The 21,798-nt window shown below is 64.6% G+C and carries 21 protein-coding genes, 1 pseudogene and 1 riboswitch; of the genes and pseudogenes, 9 read left to right on the top strand and 13 right to left on the bottom strand.

Going from position 1 to position 21,798, the window contains the following annotated elements; all coding sequences use genetic code 11:
* The first annotated feature begins 31 nt into the window (after positions 1–31).
* Positions 32–1,060 (top strand): cyclase family protein, encoded by a 1,029-nt coding sequence (locus ACA027_RS00995; RefSeq protein ID WP_370680557.1) that lies wholly within the window; start codon positions 32–34, stop codon positions 1,058–1,060.
* A 129-nt stretch (positions 1,061–1,189) separates the two neighbouring features.
* Here ACA027_RS00995 and ACA027_RS00990 read toward each other — a convergent pair whose 3' ends face one another.
* Together ACA027_RS00990 and ACA027_RS00985 are read right to left on the bottom strand one after the other, a co-directional pair.
* Positions 1,190–1,885: an LrgB family protein gene (locus ACA027_RS00990; RefSeq protein WP_370680556.1), complete on the bottom strand. Its 696-nt coding sequence runs from the start codon at positions 1,883–1,885 to the stop codon at positions 1,190–1,192.
* 3 nt (positions 1,886–1,888) lie between these two features.
* A complete protein-coding gene (locus ACA027_RS00985) occupies positions 1,889–2,389 on the bottom strand; it encodes a CidA/LrgA family protein (RefSeq protein WP_370680555.1) in 501 nt (166 codons plus the stop codon).
* A 76-nt stretch (positions 2,390–2,465) separates the two neighbouring features.
* Between ACA027_RS00985 and ACA027_RS00980 the strand changes: the two genes are divergently transcribed.
* Positions 2,466–3,368, top strand: coding sequence for a LysR substrate-binding domain-containing protein (locus ACA027_RS00980; RefSeq protein WP_370680554.1), 903 nt, complete (start codon positions 2,466–2,468; stop codon positions 3,366–3,368).
* 103 nt (positions 3,369–3,471) lie between these two features.
* On the opposite strand, the gene ACA027_RS00975 is transcribed toward ACA027_RS00980, so the two are convergent.
* Positions 3,472–3,969, bottom strand: a complete 498-nt coding sequence (locus ACA027_RS00975; protein WP_370680553.1) for a hypothetical protein — start codon at positions 3,967–3,969, stop codon at positions 3,472–3,474.
* A gap of 422 nt (positions 3,970–4,391) precedes the next feature.
* Here ACA027_RS00975 and ACA027_RS00970 point away from each other — a divergent pair, with 422 nt between their 5' ends.
* Together ACA027_RS00970 and ACA027_RS00965 are read left to right on the top strand one after the other, a co-directional pair.
* Positions 4,392–4,772, top strand: a complete 381-nt coding sequence (locus ACA027_RS00970; protein ID WP_370680552.1) for a hypothetical protein — start codon at positions 4,392–4,394, stop codon at positions 4,770–4,772.
* Positions 4,773–4,981: 209 nt separating this feature from the next.
* A complete protein-coding gene (locus ACA027_RS00965) occupies positions 4,982–5,173 on the top strand; it encodes a hypothetical protein (protein ID WP_370680551.1) in 192 nt (63 codons plus the stop codon).
* Positions 5,174–5,256: 83 nt separating this feature from the next.
* On the opposite strand, the gene yjjJ is transcribed toward ACA027_RS00965, so the two are convergent.
* The 4 genes from yjjJ to ACA027_RS00945 all read right to left on the bottom strand — a co-directional run bounded on the left by yjjJ (position 5,257) and on the right by ACA027_RS00945 (position 10,758).
* Entirely contained in the window at positions 5,257–6,555 is a 1,299-nt protein-coding gene (gene yjjJ, locus ACA027_RS00960; protein ID WP_370680550.1) for a type II toxin-antitoxin system HipA family toxin YjjJ, read from the bottom strand.
* Between the two features lie 174 nt (positions 6,556–6,729).
* Positions 6,730–7,185, bottom strand: coding sequence for an N-acetyltransferase family protein (locus ACA027_RS00955; RefSeq protein WP_370680549.1), 456 nt, complete (start codon positions 7,183–7,185; stop codon positions 6,730–6,732).
* A gap of 42 nt (positions 7,186–7,227) precedes the next feature.
* Positions 7,228–9,984, bottom strand: coding sequence for a methionine synthase (metH, locus tag ACA027_RS00950; protein ID WP_370680548.1), 2,757 nt, complete (start codon positions 9,982–9,984; stop codon positions 7,228–7,230).
* Between the two features lie 36 nt (positions 9,985–10,020).
* Positions 10,021–10,147: riboswitch (S-adenosyl-L-homocysteine riboswitch) on the bottom strand.
* An 80-nt stretch (positions 10,148–10,227) separates the two neighbouring features.
* On the bottom strand, positions 10,228–10,758 hold the full coding sequence (locus ACA027_RS00945) for a PACE efflux transporter (RefSeq protein ID WP_370680547.1): 531 nt from the start codon (positions 10,756–10,758) through the stop codon (positions 10,228–10,230).
* A gap of 73 nt (positions 10,759–10,831) precedes the next feature.
* Between ACA027_RS00945 and ACA027_RS00940 the strand changes: the two genes are divergently transcribed.
* The 4 genes from ACA027_RS00940 (at position 10,832) to ACA027_RS00925 (ending at position 14,752) form a co-directional block, all read left to right on the top strand.
* A complete protein-coding gene (locus ACA027_RS00940; protein WP_370680546.1) occupies positions 10,832–11,740 on the top strand; it encodes a LysR family transcriptional regulator in 909 nt (302 codons plus the stop codon).
* 264 nt (positions 11,741–12,004) lie between these two features.
* Positions 12,005–12,754 carry an IclR family transcriptional regulator gene (locus ACA027_RS00935; protein ID WP_370680545.1) on the top strand — a complete coding sequence of 250 codons (750 nt, stop codon included), beginning with the start codon at positions 12,005–12,007 and terminating at the stop codon, positions 12,752–12,754.
* A gap of 75 nt (positions 12,755–12,829) precedes the next feature.
* The gene (gene hutG / locus ACA027_RS00930) at positions 12,830–13,660 is read left to right on the top strand and encodes an N-formylglutamate deformylase (protein WP_370680544.1); all 831 of its coding nucleotides are present in this window, start codon (positions 12,830–12,832) and stop codon (positions 13,658–13,660) included.
* A gap of 114 nt (positions 13,661–13,774) precedes the next feature.
* The gene (locus ACA027_RS00925; RefSeq protein WP_370680543.1) at positions 13,775–14,752 is read left to right on the top strand and encodes a Bug family tripartite tricarboxylate transporter substrate binding protein; all 978 of its coding nucleotides are present in this window, start codon (positions 13,775–13,777) and stop codon (positions 14,750–14,752) included.
* A 21-nt stretch (positions 14,753–14,773) separates the two neighbouring features.
* Here ACA027_RS00925 and ACA027_RS00920 read toward each other — a convergent pair whose 3' ends face one another.
* A complete protein-coding gene (locus ACA027_RS00920) occupies positions 14,774–15,697 on the bottom strand; it encodes a fumarylacetoacetate hydrolase family protein (RefSeq protein ID WP_370680542.1) in 924 nt (307 codons plus the stop codon).
* Positions 15,698–16,026: 329 nt separating this feature from the next.
* On the opposite strand from ACA027_RS00920, the gene ACA027_RS00915 reads away from it, so the two are divergent.
* Positions 16,027–17,334: a Glu/Leu/Phe/Val dehydrogenase gene (locus ACA027_RS00915; protein WP_370680541.1), complete on the top strand. Its 1,308-nt coding sequence runs from the start codon at positions 16,027–16,029 to the stop codon at positions 17,332–17,334.
* 132 nt (positions 17,335–17,466) lie between these two features.
* On the opposite strand, the gene ACA027_RS00910 is transcribed toward ACA027_RS00915, so the two are convergent.
* The 5 genes and pseudogenes from ACA027_RS00910 to ACA027_RS00890 form a co-directional block, all read right to left on the bottom strand.
* Positions 17,467–18,012 (bottom strand): hypothetical protein, encoded by a 546-nt coding sequence (locus ACA027_RS00910; protein ID WP_370680540.1) that lies wholly within the window; start codon positions 18,010–18,012, stop codon positions 17,467–17,469.
* 154 nt (positions 18,013–18,166) lie between these two features.
* Positions 18,167–19,036 carry a CoA ester lyase gene (locus ACA027_RS00905; RefSeq protein ID WP_370680538.1) on the bottom strand — a complete coding sequence of 290 codons (870 nt, stop codon included), beginning with the start codon at positions 19,034–19,036 and terminating at the stop codon, positions 18,167–18,169.
* A 30-nt stretch (positions 19,037–19,066) separates the two neighbouring features.
* A pseudogene (locus ACA027_RS00900) lies at positions 19,067–19,156 on the bottom strand (VOC family protein); the annotation flags it as partial.
* A gap of 142 nt (positions 19,157–19,298) precedes the next feature.
* Positions 19,299–20,300 (bottom strand): tripartite tricarboxylate transporter substrate binding protein BugD, encoded by a 1,002-nt coding sequence (locus tag ACA027_RS00895; RefSeq protein ID WP_370680537.1) that lies wholly within the window; start codon positions 20,298–20,300, stop codon positions 19,299–19,301.
* A 117-nt stretch (positions 20,301–20,417) separates the two neighbouring features.
* Entirely contained in the window at positions 20,418–21,782 is a 1,365-nt protein-coding gene (locus ACA027_RS00890; RefSeq protein WP_370680536.1) for an MmgE/PrpD family protein, read from the bottom strand.
* Positions 21,783–21,798 lie beyond the last annotated feature (16 nt).

The raw sequence follows: 21,798 nt of genomic DNA, 5'->3' as shown, positions 1-21,798 counted from the left end.
CCGCAAGGCGTACCGCTTCCAAGGAAAATCCATGACATCCTCCCCCCGCGCCCGTTTGCAGGGTCTCTCCGCTTTGCTGCTCGCCATGGCCGCCGCCTTCTCCGGCCTCACCCATGCCCACGGCGGCCACGAGCCTCCGGCCGGCGCACGCCAGGACGTGGGCACCAGCCCCTGGGGCCCGGGCGACGAGATCGGCCGGCTGAACCTGATCACGCCCGCCTCGCGCGCCGCCATCCTGCAGCGCATCACGGGCGGTCAGGTCTATGACCTGGCCACCGAGTACTACGTGGGCATGCCCAGCTGGCAAGACGCCGGCGACCCGCACTACCAGTTCTGGATGACGCACACACCGCGCGGCACCGTGGTGGACGACCCCATGAACATGGGCAAAGACATGAACGCCACGCGCAGCTACACGGGCACGGCCTTCTCCATGTACAGCCACACGGGCACCCACATCGACGCGCTCAACCACTTCGGCATACGCGGCAGGATCTGGAACGGTTTCAGCGCCGACGAACACCTGGGCGACCGCGGCTGGCAACGCACGGGCATAGAGAAATTCCCGCCACTGGTGGCGCGCGGCGTGCTGATCGATGTGGCTGCCGCCAAGGGCGTGGACATGCTGCCCGACCAGTACCGCATCACGCGCCAGGACCTCAAGGACGCGCTGGAGCGCCAGAACGTGACGCTGCAGCAGGGCGACATCGTGCTGATCCGCACGGGCCGCATGCAGCTCTACGGCCAGCCCCAGGCCTATATGGCCAAGCCCCCCGGGCTGGGTCTGGATGCCGCACGTTTTCTGGCCGAGGACGGCGGCGCCATGATCGTCGGCGCCGACAACCTGAGCCTGGAAACCTTCCCCTCCGAGGTGGACGACGACTACGTGCCGCTGCACAGCTATCTGCTGGCCCAGCAAGGCATTCCCATCATGGAGCTGGTGGCCCTGGACGCGCTCTCGCGCGACAAGGTCTATGAGTTCGCCTTCATCGGCGGCCCACTCAAGATCCGCGGCGGCGACGCCGCACCGCTGCGGCCGATTGCCATTCCGGTGCGCTGAGCACTGCACGCGGCCCCTGCCAGAGCTGCCGCGCAAGGGCCGCCCCGCCGCGCTGGCAGCGTCCCCCTGCCCGCGAGCGCAGCGAGCGAAGAGCGGGGGGAAGGCGCCACAGGCGACTCAGGGGAGTGTTCAAAACAGCAGCGTCCGCACCCAGGGCGCCGCCAGCACATTGAGGGCGCCGGCAATCATCATCACCAGCGAGGCCATCACGGCCTGCACCTCGCCGGCCTGGCGGGCGCGGGCCACGCCGCTGCCGTGGGCGGCGCCGCCCCAGCTGGCACCGGTGGCCAGCTTGCTGCGAATGCGCGGCAGCAGGCGCAGCACGGTTTCGCCCAACAGCATGGCGCTGACCCCGGTCAGCAGCACAAACAGTGCGGCCAGGTCGGTGGGGCCGCCCAGCACCTTCTCGGCCTCAATGGCAAAAGGCGTGGTGATGGAGCGCACCACCAGGCCTTTTTGCAGCGCTTCGGACAGGCCAAAGGCATCGGCAAATGCCAGGCTGGTGGAAATCGATACCACGCTAGCCACGAGCACGCCGGTGCCAATCGACATCCAGTGTTTGCGCAGCAGGCTGCGGTGCTCATACAGCGGCAGGGCAAAGGCCACCGTGGTGGGGCCCAGCAGCCACACCAGCCAGTGCGTCTGGGCGATGTACTGCGGATAGCTGACATGGGTGAGCATGGCCAGGCCTATGAGCATCATGGGCGTGGCCACAATGGGCATCAGCAGCGGGTGGGGGAGCTTGCGGTACAGGCGCTTGTTCATGCCGTAGCAGACCACCGTGGCCAGCAGCGACAGCAGGCCAATCACTTCATTCGACAACATGGCTTATTCCTGGTCCTGTGCGGCAGGGGCGGCGGCTTCGCTGCGGGCTTCTCGGGAGGATTTGCGCCGCGCCAGCCAGAGCTCGAAGCGGTACACCCGGTCCACCGCCAGCGCGGTCACGGCCATGACGCAGGCGGTGCTGGCCACGATGACGGCCAGAATGCGCAGGCCTTCGCTGCGGATCAAGTCGGTGTATTCGGTCACCACCAACATCGCAGGCACAAAGAACAGCAGCATCTCGGCCAGCAACCAGTTGGTGCCGCCCTGCAGCCACTGCACCTTGACCAGGCCGGTGAACAGGCCCACGGCCAGCAGACCGAAGCCGATCAGGCCGGCCGGCATGCTCCAGCCGAAATGCTGGCGCGCCGCATCCATGGCCACCCAGATGGCACTGAGCAGACCCACCTGCAGCACCACTTTGGCCCCGTGCCACAGAGACCTCCACAGGGCCTGACCCGCGCGGGCGCTGCGGAATGGCGAAAACACGGACGACATCTTGGACATGGCAGCAAGTCTAGGGTTTACCCTTGTATTCGTAAAATGAATAATTCCCATGAAAGAAATGCCCTAAAGGAATCCCATGGATCTGCGTGCCCTGCGCTACTTCATCGAGGTGGTGCGTCTGAACGGCTTCACCCGCGCGGCCGACAGCCTGCATGTGACCCAGCCCACCATCAGCAAGATGGTCAAGGCGCTGGAGGACGAACTGGGCGGCCCGCTGCTGCTGCGCGAGGGCCGGGGCGTGCAGCTGACCGATGCCGGCCAGGTGGTCTACGACCGGGGCCAGCAGCTGCTGGCCCAATCCCAGTTGCTGCGCCAGGAGGTGGCCGAGGTGGACGGCATGGCGCGCGGCCAGCTGAGCGTGGGCATCATGCCTACGGCCGGCCACTATATGGCGCCGGTGGTGGCGCACTTTCACGCCCTCTACCCCGGCGTGGATCTGCAGGTCAACGAGCAAGGCGCCCGCGCCCAGCGCCAGCTGGTGCTGGAGGGCAAGCTGGACATGGCCCTGGGCCTGTTCGATGCGGCCGACGCACAGCTGGCCAGCTACACCATCGCCCACCAGAAAACCCGCGTGGCCTTTGCCCAGCACCGCGTGAGCGACCCGCAGGCCCCCGTGCGCTGGGACGAGTTGGCCGCGCTGCCGTTTTTGCTCTACACCAGCGACTTCGCCCTGCACGAGGCAGTGCTGCAGCACTGCGCCGATGCCGGCTTCACCCCCCGCGTGCTGCTGCAAAGCCGTTATTGGGACTTCATCGGCGACCTGGTGGCCCAGGATGTGGGCGTGGCCGTGATGTTCGAGCATGTGATCGCCAAATACGATCCTGCCCTGGTGGCCAGCCGTCCGCTGGTGGCGCCGGAAATGGCCTGGGATGTGGTGCTGATGTGGCGCCCCGGCTATCTGTCGCGCGCCGCCCGCGCCTGGCTGGACTGTGTGCAGGCCATCTACCCCCAGGCAAGACCCTCACTCCCGAATACATAGCCACATCTGCAGATCCAGCCTGCATCATCGGAATCTTTGGCATAAAAAAACGCCTGCCGGCTTGCACCGTGCAGGCGTTGCGTTGGCGCTCTGGGTACCAGGCTCAGGTGCAGGACTTGTTCCTGGCGCCATGCATGCCCGCGGCCTTGGCATTGGCCTCCGTCATGTATTTGCCGTTCTTGGTGGTGCCGTAATAGCGGTCACCCTGGCAGTGGTAGACCTTGCTGGTTTCGTTCACCCAGACCTGGCCGGGGCCGCCGCCAGGGGCTGGCGTGGCGCCCGCCTTGGTGGCAACCGCCTGGGCAGGAGCAGCCTTGGCAGGGGCTGCAACAGCGGTTGCCTTGGCAGGCGCGGCAGCGACGGGAGCCGGTGCAGCTGCGGCCGGTGCAGGGGCCGATTTGTCTATGCCCTTGTGGCCCTTGCAGGCCCCCTTGGAGGTAGCGGCACTGACCGAGGTGCCGTCCTTACAGACAAAGGTCTGCATGGCGGCAGGGGCTGCCGCGGGAGCCGCAGCCGGTGCTGCGGCGCTGGTGCCGGCGGCCCAGGCTGCCGTGCTGCCCATCAGGGCCGAGAGCAGCCAAATTTTCCATGTGTTGCGCATAGGTGCACTCCTGGTGGAGAAAATGCCGCGCCCTCGCGCGGCTGCCGCCATGCTGCGCCGACCCACAGCGATGCACAAGCGCTGCCGCGCGAAAAATGTCCGGATGGCTGCCTGCGCGCCGCCTCCACCGTTCGATGCTACCAATTAAGTAGCAACTGATGCATGAGGGCATTGGCTGCAATGGCTTTCTCAGCCCATTCAGCAGGCGTGCAACGACAAACCTAATGGAAGCAGTCCTACATAAACATTGAACTGACTTCCCAAATGCAAAGATTTTTTCAATCCACCAATGCAGCGGCACACGCTAACCTTCGCCGCCAGCACTCACCACCGTTCATCTGAAAACACCTTTGCAGCCCTGCGGCGCACAGGCGCCAGTCCATGGTGTGCCATTTCAAAAACACGTGTTCCGGAGAAAACACATGCCCACCATCCGCTGCGGCCTGCTTCTGGCTGCCGCCTGCATGTTGAGCGGCTGCCAGCACGACGACATGCTGCCCGAGACCCTGTACTTCGCCCCTGGCACCCCCGTCCAATATCAGGGCAAGTCAGGCAAGTTGTATGGCACAGAGCAGTGCTCCCAGGGCGAGCTCGCCGGTCACTCCTGCCTGATCTTCCCGCCCCATCGCCCCAACGCCACGGCCGTCATCATCGTGGGGCAGCGCGTGCAGCAGATCAATGTCACCGCCAAGCGTGACCCCAAGGACCCCATGCAATTCGTCGTGGTCGACGACCAGGGCCGCCGCCTGCTGAGCACCAGCGGCAACAACGAAGACAAGGCGAATATCAATATTGCGCACTAGCGCACTCGGGCCTGCAGGCCCCAGACCACGGGGGTCCAGATAGCAGTCCAAGCTGAACGGGATATGACTTTTCCCATGCGTTGTCCTCGATGACGCGCGACCACAACGCCCTGTGGGCAAGCTGTTTTCTGCTTGTTGCTGCCTCGAAATGGCAGGCACACAATGCAAGCGTTCACCCGCTTTTGTGCAAAAACCACTGGAGAAAACACATGAAAAGCATGCTCATCGCCCTGGGTCTGGCTGCCGCCAGCATCACCGCCGCCCACAGCGCCACATTGGCCCCTTCGGCCAGCCCCAGCGCCACCAGCCAGGGCACGGCCATCCACGCCAAGGCCGGCCACAAGGCCACCAAAACCAAAGGCAGCAAGAGCAAGCGCAGTCAGGCTGCCAAGAAAGCCTGAGCGCCCAGCCGCTGTATGCGGCCGCTGCCTCCCTCAAAGCCAAGGCCATGCCTTGGCTTTTTTGTGGGCGCCAATGACCTGGGCTATGCCATGTGCTGCGCGGCCTCGGCCCAGAAACTGCGCGCCAGCGCCTGCGCTTCGGACCATACCGGCAGCAACGCTGCTGTGGGTTGGACGGCGTCCATCTCCCATTCCCACGGCGGCACCTCGCCCTGCACCGGCATAAAGCGCATGGGCAGCATGTCGTAGCAAGGCGCCAGGGCCCAGCGCCGGCCATTCCACAACAGGGACACATTGCCATAGTGCCGATCGGTGTTGGCAATCAGCTGGCCAACAGCCTCCCATAGCTGCAGCGTACGGACCTCATTCGCCGTCATCAGCCCTAGGCCTTGCAAACGCTGTGCCGTCTGGACCCAGCCATCCACCGGGCCCGCGAATTCCGCATTGAAAGACGCCAAAGACACCATGGCGATGCGTCCAGGTCTCTGTCCCGATAAGTCCGGTACGGTGCGGTCAAACCGCTCGGCAGCCATAAAGACTCGCCCCTCCCCTTCGTAGCAACGGGTGTGGGCCGCAGGCAGGCCCGCTTCGCGCAGCAGCTGCAACGCCAAGTGTTCGCAGCGCAGCAGGGCACGCACGCGGTCAGCCACTGGATTGGCATCGGCGGGCGAGAACTTCACGATCCAGCTGCTGCCCGCTGCATCCAGACAGCAAAATTTGGGCTGCTCGCCCCCTGCACTGGAGCCAGGCATGGCCCCCGCCATAGCGGCAGCGGCCAGCCGGGGATAGTCCTGTGGCTCGGCCACGGGCAAGGGCGTTCCGGCTTGCGCCTGCAGGCGCTGCAAAGCGGCCTCCCCCACCACCAGATTGCCTGGCAAATCATCACCGAACCGTGTGATAGCGCGCAGCACATCGTCGTCACTCCACTGGCGCGGGTCTGGCGAAAGCGCTTGTTCCATGTGCAGCTTGGCAAAGCTGCGCCCCAGAAAACCCTGGGGGCGCATGTCCTGAATCAGCCAGGGCAAGCCTGGGTGGTAGGCCTCAGCGCCCAGCATCTGCTGCACCACAACGCCTTCCACCCAGAAACCATCGCCTGCCAGTGCATGCAGCACGCCCCAAGGCTGGAAGCTGCCTTGCACATCCACCATGGCCACAGGTATGCGCTGCCCCACGCCAGCAATAGCGCGCGGCAGGCCGTAATGCTGCTGGCGCGCAGCGCCCAGCTTGCACACCTGCCCTGCTTGCACCAGGGCTGCCAGCGCGCGTGACATGGTGGGTTGGCTGACACCAAACACCTGCTGCAAGTCCGTACTGCGCACCGGGCGGCCCTGGAGGCGCATGTGCTGCAACAGCGACTCAGCGCTCAGTGTGAGATGGTCCATGGGGCAAGGTGCTGAATAAATTTATGAATAGATTTATGAATAGATATTCAAGCACAAAAACCCAATAAATTCAAAGCACTAGCGGGTTTAATGGGTGGGAGATGAATCGATTCAACGCAAAAAATGAATAGATAGTTACGGCTACAAAGCCGCAACAAGACCGCGCCGGGCCATTCAGGCCAATCTCAGCTCCAGCACCTCGTCGCCCAGGTCGTCCACCTCTCCCGTGGGCCGCCAGCCCAGATGGCGGTAAAAGCCATGGGAGCGCACGCCGGGGTCGCTGGAGCAGCCCAGAAACAGTCGTTGCATTCCAAGGCGCCGAAAATCCTCGACGACGCGTTGCAGCAAGGCCTTGCCAAGGCCCTTGCCTTCATGCTCCGGCCGCAGCGCCAGCACCACGATCTCGCCGCTGTGCCGGTCGCCAAAGCAGTAACCCGCCATCTGTCCGTCCACGCAGGCCACAACACCGGGGCAGCTACCGTCCCGGATGCCTGCGCTCCAGGTGTCCACCGTAATGCCCAGGGCCTGCAGCGCTTCTGTAGAGAAGGCGTTTTCGCGCGTCAGGCCACGAATCTCAATGCACATGGCCGCGTCTTCAGGAACGGCAGATCTGAAAGTGGGGGCAGCCATAGGGCTCTCTCTTTGCCAGGGTGGGGTCTGCGCAGGAGCGCATCACCCCAGGTTCGGCGCCAAGGCGCGGCGCAGTTCTTCGATGTCCATGCCACGGCGTTCGGCCATATCGGCCAGCTGGTCTTCACCAATCTGGCCCACGTTGAAGTAGACGGCTTCGAGGTGGCCCAGATAGAAGCCGCTGACGCTGGAGGCCGGAAACATGGCCAGACTTTCCGTCAGGTGCATGCCGATGTCGGCCGCGTTCAACACCTTGAACAGATCGGTCTTGGCCGTGTGGTCCGGACAGGCCGGATAACCGGGCGCCGGGCGAACACCCTTGTATTCCTCTTTGATCAACTGCTCGTTGGAGAGCTGCTCGTCCTCGGCATAGCCCCACAGATCCTGGCGCACGCGCTGGTGCAGGCATTCGGCAAAGGCCTCGGCCAGGCGGTCGGCCAGAGCCTTGAACATGATGCCGTTGTAGTCGTCCAGCGCGGCTTCGAATTCCTTGTCCTTCTTCTCGGCTCCAATGCCTGCGGTGACGGCAAACATGCCGGCGTAGTCCGCGATGCCGCTGTCCTGGGTGGCCACAAAGTCGGACAGGCAGCGGCTGGGGCGCATGACGCCATCGATGATTTGCTTTTCGGTCTGCTGGCGCATGCCATACCAGGTGCTCAGTACCTGGGTACGCGATTCATCGGTGTAGAACACGATGTCATCGCCCACGCGGTTGGCAGGGAACAGGCCCATCACGCCATTGGCCTGCAGCCAGCGGCCTTCGACGATTTTCTTGAGCATGGCCTTGGCATCGGCCTGCACCTTGCGCGCCTGCTCGCCCACGATTTCGTCGTCGAGGATGGCGGGGTAGGGTCCGGCCAGATCCCAGGTCTGGAAGAACGGGCCCCAGTCGATGTACTGGGCCAGCTCGCCAAGGTCGAAGTTCTTGAACACGCGCCGGCCCAGCACACGCGGCACCACGGGCGCATGGTGGGCAAAGTCCACCGGCGTGGCATTGGCGCGGGCCTTGTCCAGCGGCCACAGCGGCGTGGCCTTTTTGTTGGCGTGCTGGGTACGCACCTTGTCGTAGTCGGCCTGCACCCCGGCCAGGTACTGGTCCTTGTTCTCGCCCAGCAGGCTTTGCGCCACGCTCACGCTGCGCGAGGCATCGGGCACATAGACCACCGGGCCCTCGTACTTGGGCGCGATCTTCACGGCCGTGTGCACACGCGAGCAGGTGGCGCCACCAATCAAGAGCGGAATCTTCTTGATGCGGAAGTAGTCGTCCTTGTGCATCTCGCCGGCCACGTACTGCATCTCCTCCAGGCTGGGCGTGATCAGGCCGGACAGGCCGATGATGTCCGCGCCCTCGGCCTTGGCACGGGCCAGGATCTCGTGGCAGGGCACCATCACGCCCATGTTGATGACCTCGAAGTTGTTGCACTGAAGCACCACGGTGACGATGTTCTTGCCGATGTCATGCACATCGCCCTTGACGGTGGCAATGACGATCTTGCCCTTGCTGGACACGTCCAGGCCGGCCGCTTCCTGCTGGCGCTTTTCCTCTTCGATATAGGGCACCAGATGGGCCACGGCCTGCTTCATCACGCGGGCGGACTTCACCACCTGGGGCAGGAACATCTTGCCGGCGCCAAACAGGTCGCCCACCACGTTCATGCCGTCCATGAGCGGGCCTTCGATCACATGCAGCGGGCGACCCCCGCCCTGCACCACGATCTGCTGGTAGGCCTCTTCCGTGTCCTCGGTGATGAAGTCGGTGATGCCGTGCACCAGGGCATGCGAGAGGCGCTCGCCCACGGTCTTGGGATGCTCGGGCGTGCCGCGCCATTCCAGCTTCTTGCTCTCGTCCTTGGCAGCGCCCTTGGCGCTGTCGGCGATCTCCAGCAGGCGCTCGGCCGCGTCGGGGCGGCGGTTGAGTACCACGTCCTCCACGCGCTCGCGCAGATCCGGCTCCAGATCGTCGTACACGCCCACCATGCCAGCGTTGACGATGCCCATGTCCATGCCGGCCGCAATCGCGTGGTAGAGGAAGACGGTGTGTATAGCCTCGCGCACCGGGTCGTTGCCGCGGAAGGAGAAGCTCACGTTCGAAACGCCGCCGCTGATCTTGGCGCCGGGCAGGTTCTGCTTGATCCAGCGCACGGCCTCGATGAAGTCGACGGCGTAGTTGTTGTGCTCTTCAATGCCGGTGGCCACGGCAAAGATATTCGGGTCGAAGATGATGTCCTCGGGCGCAAAACCCACCTCATCCACCAGCACGCGGTAGGCACGCTCGCAGATTTCGATCTTGCGCGCGTAGGTGTCGGCCTGGCCTTTTTCATCAAAGGCCATGACCACGGCGGCCGCGCCATAGCGCTGGATGAGCTTGGCCTCATGCTTGAACTTCTCCAGCCCTTCCTTCATGGAGATGGAGTTCACGATGCCCTTGCCCTGCAGGCATTGCAGGCCGGCCTCGATCACTTCCCACTTGGAGCTGTCCACCATCACCGGCACCTTGGCGATGTCGGGCTCGGAGGCAATCAGGTTCAGAAAGCGCACCATGGCGGCCTTGCTGTCCAGCATGGCCTCGTCCATGTTCACGTCGATGATTTGCGCCCCGTTTTCCACCTGCTGGCGCGCCACGGCCAGGGCTTCCTCGTACTGCTCGTTCAGGATCAGGCGGGCAAAGGCCTTGGAGCCGGTGACGTTGGTGCGCTCGCCCACGTTGACGAACAGCGTGCCCTCGCCGATGAACACGGGCTCCAGGCCCGACAGGCGCATGGGGGGAATGGCAATGGAAGAAGCAGCAGCAACAGACATCAGCTCACCTGTGTAAAACCAAAAAGCAGAATCGAAGACAGGTGAGCGCCGTTGCAAGAGCGGGCAGAGGCGGGCGGGGCCAGGCATCTGCGGACCCCGAGCCTGACCGGCCGATCGTGTACCTGCAGGTACACACCGGCCCGCTGCAGCGCTCCTCGGGGCGAAGCCGGCAATTTTACGGCGTGCCGCCGGAATGTGCCGGCGCGGGGAATGCGTGCAGATGCCCGGCGGTCGGCCTGCGCATCAGGGCTGCAGGTTCTGGGCCGACGCCGGCAGGCCAAAGATGCGGTCAAACGCCCAGTTGAAGACAAAGGTGTAGAGCATGAAGAACACCAGCAGGCCGGCTTCCAGCACCGTGGCTTCCCACAGCGAAATATCGAACCACCAGGCCATCAGCGGGATCAGCATGGCGGCAATACCGCCTTCAAAGCCGATGGCGTGTGCAATGCGGCGCAGCAGGGAACGGCCTTTTTGGGTTTGGCGCAGCTCCCATTGCTCGAACAGCCAGTTGAAAGTGAGGTTCCATGCAATGGCAATGGTGGAGGCCGCCACGGCCATCACACCGGAGTCGCCCGAGTTCTGGCCCGTGGCCATGAACAACAGGCTGGAAACAATGATGGCGATCAGCTCGTACAGACCGACAAACACCACGCGGCGCCAGGGCCCTTGCAGGCCGGTAGGTTTTTTGGGGGATGCGGAGGGGGCGGTGGAGACAGGAGAAGAAGCGGCAGAGAGAGAGGTTGCGGGTGCCATCGCACTGACAGGTTTCGACATGGCCGGCAGTATATGTGCCGTAAATTGAGCACAAAAGTCAGATTCTTTCAGTTTTCTTGATAGATTGGCCGCCATGGCTTTTCCCCCTGAGCAAGTTCTTTTGTTTCTCTCCGTGCTGGACCATGGATCGTTTTCCGCCGCTGCACGCCAGCTGGGGCGCGTGCCCTCAGCCGTCAGCATGGCCATCGCCCAGCTGGAAGCCGAGCTGGACCTCCCGCTTTTTGACCGCAGCGGGCGCGAGCCCCGCCCCACCGCCGCCGCCCGTGCGCTGGAGCCCCAGGCCCGCCTGCTGGCGGCCCAGTTGCAGCAGCTCAACCAGCAGGCCAAGGCCTTGCACCAGGGGCTGGAGGAGCGGCTGACCTTTGCCATTGCGCCCGAGCTGCTCTCCACCGCCTGGGCCGATGGCCTGGTGCCCCTGGCACAGGAGTTTCCCGGGCTGACGGTGGAAGTGCTGGCCGCGCCCCAGGCCGACGCACTGGAGCTGCTGCACGCCGGCCGGGCCCAGCTGGCCCTGATGTTCGAGCGCCCGGCCATGGATGGGCGCGAGGAATTTCAAGGCATGGGCCATGAAACCCTGGTGGCCGTCATGGCCCCGCAGTTCGCCCCCTGGCGCGCCGCACAAACAGCCCATGGCCCCGACGTGCGCTTGAGCACGGACCAGCTCGCCGCCAGCCGCCAGGTACTGGTCACCAGCCGTGACCCGCTGCAGACCCACCCGCGCTTTGTGTTTGCCCACCAGCTGTGGCGCTGCGACAGCTACCAGGCCGCCCTGTCCCTCATCCATACCGGGCTGGCCTGGGGCTGGTTGCCCAGGGGCATGGTGGAGCCCCATATCGCCGCAGGCACCTTGATGGAAGTGCCCATGCAAAGCATCAGCAACGGCAGCACGCTATTTGTGGATTGGGTCTGGTCCAAGGCCCGCCCGCTGGGCCTGGCCGGCCAGCGCTTTGTACAGATGCTGCGCGAACGCCCCCGAACCTGACGGGCGTCAACCAGCTCCGGGAACATCAACCCGCCCCAGACACTGCGACAGCGACCATGGCCTGTCGGGGGCTTTTCCCGCCCAGCATAAAGTCCCAATTTATGGGACTGATACTTTTTTACCGATCACGCCTAGGGAATGCACCTAGGCCAATACATGCGTATATTTCCTGCATCTACAGACAATCCCAGGCATTGAGTTTATAAAAACTGCCGAAATAGATGTCCCATGAATTGGGAACCAAATTTCCTACCATCCAGCACCATGCCAGCCACCCACAGCCCGGACACCGCTATCCCCGCCGCAGACCGCGTGCTGCATCTGCTGACGGTGCTGGCGCGTGCCCCCCGGGCCCTGTCCGCCGCCGAGCTGGTGCTGGCCAGCGGCCTGCCGCGCAGTGCGCTGTACCGCCAGCTCGCCCGCCTCAAACGCTTTGATCTGGTGCAGGAGCAGGCGGGCCTGTACGCCCCCGGCCCGCTGTGTCTGCAGCTGGCCAATGGGTTTGAGCGCAGCTCCAGCCTGGTGCACACCGCCCGCCCTTTTCTGGCGCAGCTGTCGCAACTGACCCAGGAAAGCGCCGGCCTCATCGTGGCCAGCGGCGGCCAGGCCATATGCCTGGCCATGGCAGAAAGTCCGCAGTCGCTGCGCTGCTCTTTTGCCGAAGGCCGCAGCGTGCCGCTGCAGCGCGGTGCCTCGGCCCTGTGCCTGCTGGCCCATCTTCCCACGGCGCAACGCGAGGCCGTGCTGCACCAGCATTACGCCCACGATCTGGAAGCCCGCACCCAGGCCCAGGCCCGGCTGCAAGCCATTCGCGACGCCGGCTATGTGATCACCGTGGGCGAGGTGGATGCCGGCGTCTGGGGCTGCAGCGTGCCGCTGTTTGGCGCCGGGCGCCGCGCCATCGCCGCACTCACGCTGATGGCCCCCCAACAACGTGTGCAAGAGCAGGAGGCGCAATGGCTGCAGCAGACGCTGACCGCTGCGGCCCGGATTTCACATGCACTCACCGAATAAATTTTCACCCTTTCCCCTCTGCAAAGAGCCGCATTCGTGCAGGCGCGCAGCGCCTTGATCCAGGAGTCAATCAGCATGCCATTCACCACCGACCGCGTGGCCTTCGAGTTCCACCAGGGCACAGCGCCGCTGCTGCTGTCCTTTCCCCATGTGGGCACCTATGTGCCGGCCTGCGTAGCCGAGCGACTGAGCGATGAGGCCCGCCAGGTGCCCGACACCGACTGGCATCTGCCGCGCCTGTACGCCTTTGCCAAGGCCATGGGGGCCTCCACCTTGGTGGCCACGCACTCGCGCTATGTGGTGGACCTGAACCGCCCTCCCGATGGCGCCAGTCTCTACCCCGGCCAGAACGTGACCGGTCTGTGCCCCGTCGACAGCTTTGGCGATACACCGCTGTACCGCAGCCCGGAGCTGGAGCCCGGTGCGGCCGAAATCGACCAGCGCCGCGCCGCCATCTGGCAGCCCTACCACGACCAGCTGCGCGCCGAGCTGGACCGCATCAAGGCGCAGCACGGCGTGGCCCTGCTGTGGGATGCCCACTCCATACGTTCCGTGCTGCCACGCTTTTTTGAGGGCACGCTGCCCGATCTGAACCTGGGCACCAACCTGGGCGCCAGCTGCGCACCGGGCCTGGGCGAGCGGCTGCTGCAAACCGCACAGCAAGCCGCCGAGGATGGCTACACCAGCGTGCTCAATGGCCGCTTCACCGGCGGCTACATCACCCGGCATTACGGCCAGCCCGCCAGCCAGGTGCATGCGGTGCAGCTGGAGATGACGCAAAGCAGCTATATGCAAGAGGCCCTGCCTTTTGACTATCTGCCCGAGCGCGCAGACAAGGTGCAGCCGCATCTGCAAAAACTGCTGGGCACCATGCTGGAATTCGCAGCGTCCACGCAGCAGCGTTAACACGCTTTCAGCAGCGCGGAGCGCAGTCCGTCCTAGGGACATCGTCAATGGACGCCGCCTGCACCCGCGCGGAGCATCGGGACCCTCTCCCCTCTGTCTCAAGGATTGCTTCCCATGCTCCATCGCCGCCGTTTTCTGGCCCATAGCAGCGCACTGGCTGCTGCCACTTCCCTGCCTTTGCTGGCCCGCAGCCAGACCTGGCCCAGCAAGCCCATACGCGTGGTGATTCCCTATGCCGCGGGCGGCGTGACCGACAACGTGGGCCGCAAGCTGATCGAGCAAATGGCCCGAGCCCTGGGCCAGGCCATGGTGGTGGAAAACAAGGGCGGGGCCGGTGGCACCGTAGGCATGGCCGAAGTGGCCAAGGCCACGCCCGATGGCTATACCCTGGCCCTCTCCGCTATCAGCCCGCTGACGCTGTCACCCCATCTGATGAAGCTGAGCTACACCCCCGCCAAAGACCTGGTGGCGGTGGCGCCGATGATGTATTCCCCGGTGTATGTGCTGGCCACCTCGGCCTATGCCGGCAAGAGCTGGGAGGCGCTGATTGCCGACGCCAAGGCCAAGCCCGGCACCATCCGTTTTGCCACCTCGGGCGTGGGCTCGGTAGGCCACATCATGCTGGAGCAGATCCAGCACAAGACGGGGGCGCAGTTCATCCATGTCCCCTACAAGGGCGTGGGCCAGACCGTGAACGACGCCGTGGGCGGGCATTTCGAGATCATGACCGCCAACCCCTTTGGCACTATCAACGGCCTCATTGCGCAGGGCAAGCTGCGCGTGCTGGCCACCACCGGGCCGCAGCGTGCACCCAACCAACCCCAGATCGCCACGCTGGCCGAAAAAGGCGTGGCCGAGGCCAACATCACCTCGCTGTTCGGCTTTATGGCGCCGGCACGCACGCCTGCCGACATCGTCAACCGGCTCAACGCCGTGGTGCTGGAGCAGCTGGCCACCGCCAGCATTCAAGAGGCCTTGCGCAGCACCGACAACGTGGGCCTGCAGCTCACACCGCTGGAGTTCACCGCGCTGCTCCAGCTGGAAAGCGCCAACAATGCGGACATCATCCGCAAGGCGCAGATCACGCTCTAGTGTCGAACGTGTGCAGGGCGCTCAGAACTGCCACCCCAACGCGCCCAGGCCGGCAAATTCGGCCTGAAAGCGCTGGCCGGCCTGCAACTGCTGGCAGCCGCTCCAGGAGCCCGTAGTCACCACCGTGCCGGCGGGCACGCTGCCGTACTCACGCGCCACATGCTGCAGCCAGTCCACCAACAGCCAGGCTGGATCGCCCAGGCTGTGGGTGCCGGTAAAGCACTGTGCCGCAGCACCATCCCGCGTGGTCGTGCAGGTCTGGGCGCTCCAGTCCTTGCCCTGCAAGGCTTGCATGGATTGCCAGGCACCCAGCAGCAGGCCGCCATGGCATTGGCCGTCGGCCAAATGGGCCAGGGCCGGGGCCTGCAGGCCATCGCGCCAGCGCACATCCACCCATTCCAGGGCCAGGCACCAGGCATCGGCCAGGGCCAGCGCGCCAGCATGGTCCAATGCGGCGGCCTGTTCGGCCGTCACGTCCTGGCCTATGCGCAAGGCGATTTCCGCCTCCACACCGCGCAATTGAAAAACGGTGCTGGGCGCAGGCGCCAGCGCCAGCCCGGTCAGCACGCCGGGCTCGGGCAAGGGGGCATGCACCAGAGGCTGGCTGCGGCTGGGGCCACCGCTTTTCCAATAGCGCGGGGCACGGTTGGCGGGCCACCAGCCATAGACCTGGGCCAGTGCCTGCTGCACGGCCCGGGCATCTTCGGGGCCGCGCAGCAGCGGCGCCACGTCTGCACCCAGGGCCTGGGAGCTGCCCAGCTTGCGTGCCCACCACAGCGCATCGGCCATGGCATAGGCATCTTCGTGCAGCTCCGGCGCGATCTGCTTCCAGTCCGGCAGCAGCTCATGCTGGGTCTGCAGGTCCGGGGCCAGGCCTATGGGCGGGGTGTTGGCAAAAGGGGCGGGGCCACAGCTGCCGCTGCGGCATTCAGAGGTTTCCGACATAGGCGCAATGATGGCCTATTCCGCTCCCCATCAGCAGCTCGGGGACCTTGCGCATTCCGTTTTTTCCCAGCGTTCGCAGGGGTCATTGGGGTCCAGCCATCGCCGCTGCGCCGTCGCGTGGCCATCTACGCCCAGGACGCACCACGCACGAAAGCTGCAAAAGGGCGTAAATTATCGAAAAAAGCATGACATTTATCGATTATGCACAAAACGCATAATGCGACCCACAACAGGCCTTGGACAGACCGAGGCGCAGTGCCTACGCTGCAAAAACAGGTGGAAGTACGCACTACAGCGCACCTCTATTTCATATTCCTCCGGGTTTCACCATGCACACCCCTGCCACTTCAGCGCCCTCGGCGGCGCACCCCCTGCCCTCCTACCTCAATCCGCACGACCTCGGCCCCTGGGGCAACTACCTGCAGCAGGTGGACCGCGTCACCCCCTACCTGGGTTCGCTGGCGCGTTGGGTGGAAACGCTCAAGCGCCCCAAGCGCATTCTGATAGTGGACGTGCCCATTGAAATGGATGACGGCCGCATTGCCCACTTCGAGGGCTACCGCGTGCAGCACAACCTCAGCCGCGGCCCCGGCAAGGGCGGCGTGCGCTTTCACCAGGATGTGACACTGTCCGAAGTGATGGCGCTGTCGGCCTGGATGTCGGTGAAGAACGCGGCCGTGAACGTGCCCTACGGCGGCGCCAAGGGCGGTATCCGCGTGGACCCCAAGAAGCTGAGCCGTGGTGAGCTGGAGCGCCTGACGCGCCGCTACACCAGCGAGATCGGCCTGCTGATCGGCCCCTCCAAGGACATCCCCGCACCCGATGTGAACACCAATGGCCAGATCATGGCCTGGATGATGGACACCTACTCCATGAACACCGGGGCCACGGCCACCGGCGTGGTCACCGGCAAGCCGGTTGACCTGGGTGGCTCGCTGGGCCGCGTGGAAGCCACGGGCCGCGGTGTCTTCACCGTGGGCATGGAGGCAACCCGTCTGACCGGTCTGCCTGTGCAAGGTGCCCGCGTGGCCGTGCAAGGTTTCGGCAATGTGGGCGGCACCGCCGGCAAACTGTTTGCCGAAGCCGGCGCCAAGATCGTGGCCGTGCAAGACCACACCGGTTCCATCTACAACGCTGGCGGCCTGGACGTACAGGCCCTGCTGGACCATGTGGGCAACACCGGTGGCGTGGGTGGCTTTGCCGGCGCCGATGCCATCCAAAACGACGATTTCTGGGCCGTGGACTGCGACATCCTGATCCCCGCCGCACTGGAAGGCCAGATCACCAAGGACAACGCCGGCAAGATCAAGGCCAAGATGGTGATCGAGGGTGCCAATGGCCCCACCACCCCCGAGGCCGACGACATCCTGAACGACAAGGGCGTGCTGGTGCTGCCCGACGTGATCGCCAATGCCGGCGGCGTAACCGTGTCCTACTTCGAGTGGGTGCAGGACTTCTCCAGCTTCTTCTGGACCGAGGACGAAATCAACGCCCGCCTGGTGCGCATCATGCAAGAAGCCTTTGCCGGCGTCTGGCAGGTGGCGCAGGAGAACAAGGTTTCGCTGCGCACCGCCACCTTCATCGTGGCCTGCAAGCGCATTTTGCATGCCCGCGAAATGCGTGGTCTGTACCCATAAGCCGCCATCCGGCACATGCAAAAAAGCCAGCCGGGGCGACCCTGGCTGGCTTTTTTTATGGCGCTCCATCCTGCAAGAAATTGCAGTGTAAAAAGCAGGCCCGGGGCATCACACGGATGCCGCAGGCAGACCTCAGAGACGCTTCTCTTTGGCTTCAATCAGCTTTTGCATCAGCTGGCAGACCTCTCGGGCCTGCTCTTCGCTGATGTCGATGTTTTCGATCACCGAGCGCTTGAACTGAATGCCGTTGACAGCGCCGCTGTTTTCCACAAAGCCCAAAGTCAATGTGCGGTTCAGGAAATAAATGAGCGCGGCCACGCCAAAGCCGACCAGCATCGTCAGCAGGCCTGCAATCACGCTCTGGTTCAGCATGGACGCACCCATGAAAAAAGCGGCCAGGCTGATGGCAGCGGCGGTTTTCCAGGGCTTGTGGTAGCCGTAATACGTAGAGCACACGCCTTGCAGCGGAATCAAACGCGACTGTGTGCCAGACAGCGAGGCGCTGCTGAATTCCAGACGTTCGCTGCCCACCAAGATGGTGGTGGTGGGGTCGATGTTCACCTTAGACAGAATCCAGGCCACCAGGCCGCCTTCGCGCCCGGTGATTGCGATGTGGTTGCCCCTCTCGTCAATGGGTTGTTCGCTGGCCTTCCAGGCCTTTATGACCAATGCGCTCATGGTGATCTCTCTATGGGAAGTTGGAAACCGTCGGCAGCCTGTCGTGAGGCGAGACTCGCCGCGAGCGCTGTCCGAAGTGCCGCGATTACATCACGACCTTGCACCCACGCCTGGCATCAGGCCTGGCTCCATCAAGTCCGCGCCGCCTTCCCCGTCACCGCATGGCGGTCCGCTGCAACGCCCAGGCATGGCGCTGCAGCACCTGCTCGGCGTGTTTGAGCACGGGCGCATCCACCATGCGGCCATCCAACACACACACACCGCCGCCAGCCTCTCTTAAAGCCTGCTGCACACGGTTGGCCTGAGCCACGGCGGCCTCATCCGGATCGAACACCGTATGCACGGCCGCCACCTGGGCCGGGTGTATGCACAGCTTGGCACCAAAGCCCATGCGCTGCGCACGCTGGGTGTCAGCCGTGGTCAGGGCCGCATCGCGCGTGTCCACCGTGACGCCGTCAACGGGCTGGGCCAGCCCCGCCCGGCGCGAGGCAAAGACCAGGGCCATGCGCACGGGCAGCAGTTCGGCCTCATCCGGGCCGCATTGCATGCCGGCGTCCACTTGAAAGTCCAGATGGCCAAAGGCCAGGCGCACCACCTGGGGGGCCCGTGCCAAGGCATGGGCTTCATCCAGACCGGCCACCGATTCCACCAGCGGCAGCAGCGCACAACCTGCCCCTGCCACGGCAGCCACGCCGGCCAGCGTGCCCGGTGACTCGGCCTTGGCCACCACCGCACCGGCCACGCCCTGGCCCACCAGCTGCGCCAGGGCACGCACATCCTCGGCATGCCAGGCCGTGCCTTCGGCATTGATGCGCACCAGCAGACGCGCACGCTGGGCAGGCTCCAATGCTTGGCAGGCCGCCAGCAATGCCGCACGGGCAGCGCCCTTGTCGACAGGGGCGACGGCGTCTTCCCAGTCGGCAATCACCATATCGGCGCCGCTGGCCAAGGCCTTGGGAATGCGTTCGGGACGGTTGGCCGGAACAAACAGAAAAGAGCAGGCGTGTTGTGCCAACGCGGACATGGAAGGTCTCTCAAGACAGACCGAAAACGGTCAGAGGTATTCGAAAATTTCGATCAGGTTCAGATCGGGGTCACGCGCGTAGACCGAGCGTATGGGGCCGCTCGCGCCGGTGCGCGGCAAAAAAATGCACGCATTCGGCTTCACGGGCAGTGGTCAGGACCAGGTGGTCCTGGGCAGGCTATCAATCCAGTCATACAGCAGGGCAGGGGAAGCCGGCAAGGCCATGCGAAGAGCAGCCTTGCCGGTGCTTGCGCAGAGGCGCTTACTCTGCCGACACGCCTGCGGCCTTGATCACCTTGTCCCAGCGTGCGACCTCGGTCTCCAGATGCTTGCGCAGACCGTCGGGCGTGGCCTTTTCGGGCGAGACCAGATCGGAGCTGAGGTCGGCAATGCGCTTTTTCACGTTCTCGTCCTTCAGCGCCACGTTCAAGGCCTTGTTGAGCTTGTCCAGCGCCTCCTTGGGCGTGCCCTTGGGGGCGTACATGCCATGCCAGACCTTGACGTCAAAGCCCTTGAGCCCCTGCTCGTTCAGCGTGGGGATATCGGGCAGGGACTTCAGCCGTTCGGACGTGGTCACGCCAAACACCTTGACGCGTTTGCCATCCTGGATCACCGGCACGGTCTGCGTGGTCTGGTCGCACAGCAAGTCCACCTGGCCGCCCATCAAGTCGTTCATGGCCGGGCCCGCGCCCTTGTAGGGCACGGTGGTCAGCTTCACGCCCAGCTGGTGCATGAACAGCATGCCGCACAGCTGCGACACCGCGCCAATGCCGGCATTGGCCAGCGAGACCGAGTCCTGGTGCTTTTTGACGTAGTCCTGCAGCTCCTTGAAGTTGTTGGCAGGGAAGTCCTTGCGCGACAACAGCGTCATGGGCACATCCAGCACCTGGCCTATGTATTCAAAGTCGGTCAGCGGGTTGTAGGGCAGTTTTTTGTACAGCGCCGGGGCCGTGGCCATGCCCATGTGGTGGATCAGGATGGTGTAGCCGTCGTTCTTGGCCTTGGCCACGCGGTTGGGGGCAATGGTGCCGCCCGCGCCCACAGTGTTTTCCACCAGCACGTTCTGCCCCAGGCTTTGGCTCATGGGCACGGCAATCAGCCGGGCCACCACATCGGTGGGGCCGCCGGCGCTGTAGGGCACGACCAGGGTGATGGGTTTGTCGGGCCAGCTGTTGGCCATGGCCGTGCCGGCACCCAGCGCCAGCACAGCGCCTGCCGCACAGGCCTTGAGGGTCCAGCGTCGGGAAGTGAATAAATGGGTCATGCAAAGTCTCCTGGTGTCATGGGGCCGGCATTTCTGTGATGCCTCAGTCCCCGGGGAAAAGCATGTCCACGGCCCCCGCCGCAGACATGCCAGAGATTGACCTCCCTCCGAACGTGCTCAGCCCAGCAACCTGGCCACCTGCGGCCACGCGGCCACTTGCCACAGCTGCTGCACCGTCTGCTGTACCCGCTCGGCCGGCAGCGCACTGCCATAGGCGGCCAGGCGCAAGGCCTTGGCGGTGATTTCCTCGCGGCTCAAGGTGTTGCCCGGGTCGCCCTTGGGCTCGTCCACCCTGCCGTGCAGGCTGCGTCCATCCGTGGTCTGCACCGTCACCTTGCCAATCCAGCGTTGCGGGTAGGCGGCATCCACTTCCGGGTCCAGCACCATGCTGACCTTGTCGCGCATTGCCACAGTGTCAGCCGCCAGATAGTGCGTATCGAATTCGGTCAAACCCGCATGCCCAAAGCGCGCCGCCAGCGCCAGCACCGTGCCCATGGAGAACTTGCTCTGGTGCACCGTGGTGGGCGAGGTGACAGGCCCCAGCACATCGATGGCACCCTGGTGCACATGGCAGATGACCTGCGCGATATCGCCCATTTGCACCCCATGCTGCTGCATGACCTGCAGCAAGGCATCGGCCGCCGGATGGGTGTGGCGGCAGGAGGCATGCCATTTGAAGCTGGTCTCGGCCGTGGCCCAGCGCGTGCCCAAACCATCAGTCAACTTGGCGGGGTTGCTGTCACTGGACATGCCTGCGGCCAGGCCTTGCGGGCCGGTGAAGATGTCCTGCGCGCCGGTGAAGCCATCCTGTGCCAGATAGGCCGCCATCAAGCCCGCCGATGCCGCATGCGCCGTGTGCAGCTGTTTGCTGTCGGCAGCGGTGCGCAAAAACTCCCACAGACCTGCGGACTGCGTGCCGGCCGAGCCGAATGCGTGCTGCATTTGCGCCGGCGTCAGCCCCAGCAAATTGCCCACGGCAGCGGCTGCGGCCAAGGTGCCGGCCGTGCCCGTGGTGTGGAAGATTTTGTAGTGGCTGCGGCCCAGGAATTCACCCACGCGTATGCCCACCTCGTAGCCAGCCACGCAGGCCGCCATCAGCTGTGCACCGCTGGCACCCAAGCTTTGCGCCACAGCCACGGCCGCCGGAAACACCACGGCCGCGGGATGAAACACCGAGCCGTTGTGCACATCGTCCTGCTCGGCCACATGCGAGGCGGCGGCATTGGCCAGGGCGGCCATCATGGGCGAGGTGGTGGCGCTTTGGCCTATGACCTCGCTGGGGCCTTGCGCCGGCCCTTGCGACAGCGCAAAACGCGCCAGGCTCAGCACCGGACGGGCGCCTTGCCCGGCCAGCACCGAGCCAAACCAGTCCACCCACAGATCTTCGGCCTTGCGCTGCACGGCGACGGGCACATCGCTCCAAACGAGCGTGGCGGCAAACGCTGCCAACGGGTGCACCGCCACCTGGCTTTCTTGCTTCATATCGGTCTCCAACGCA

The sequence above is a fragment of the Comamonas sp. GB3 AK4-5 genome (assembly GCF_041320665.1).
Taxonomy (GTDB): domain Bacteria; phylum Pseudomonadota; class Gammaproteobacteria; order Burkholderiales; family Burkholderiaceae_C; genus Comamonas.
This window is presented reverse-complemented; position numbering and strand designations above follow the sequence as displayed.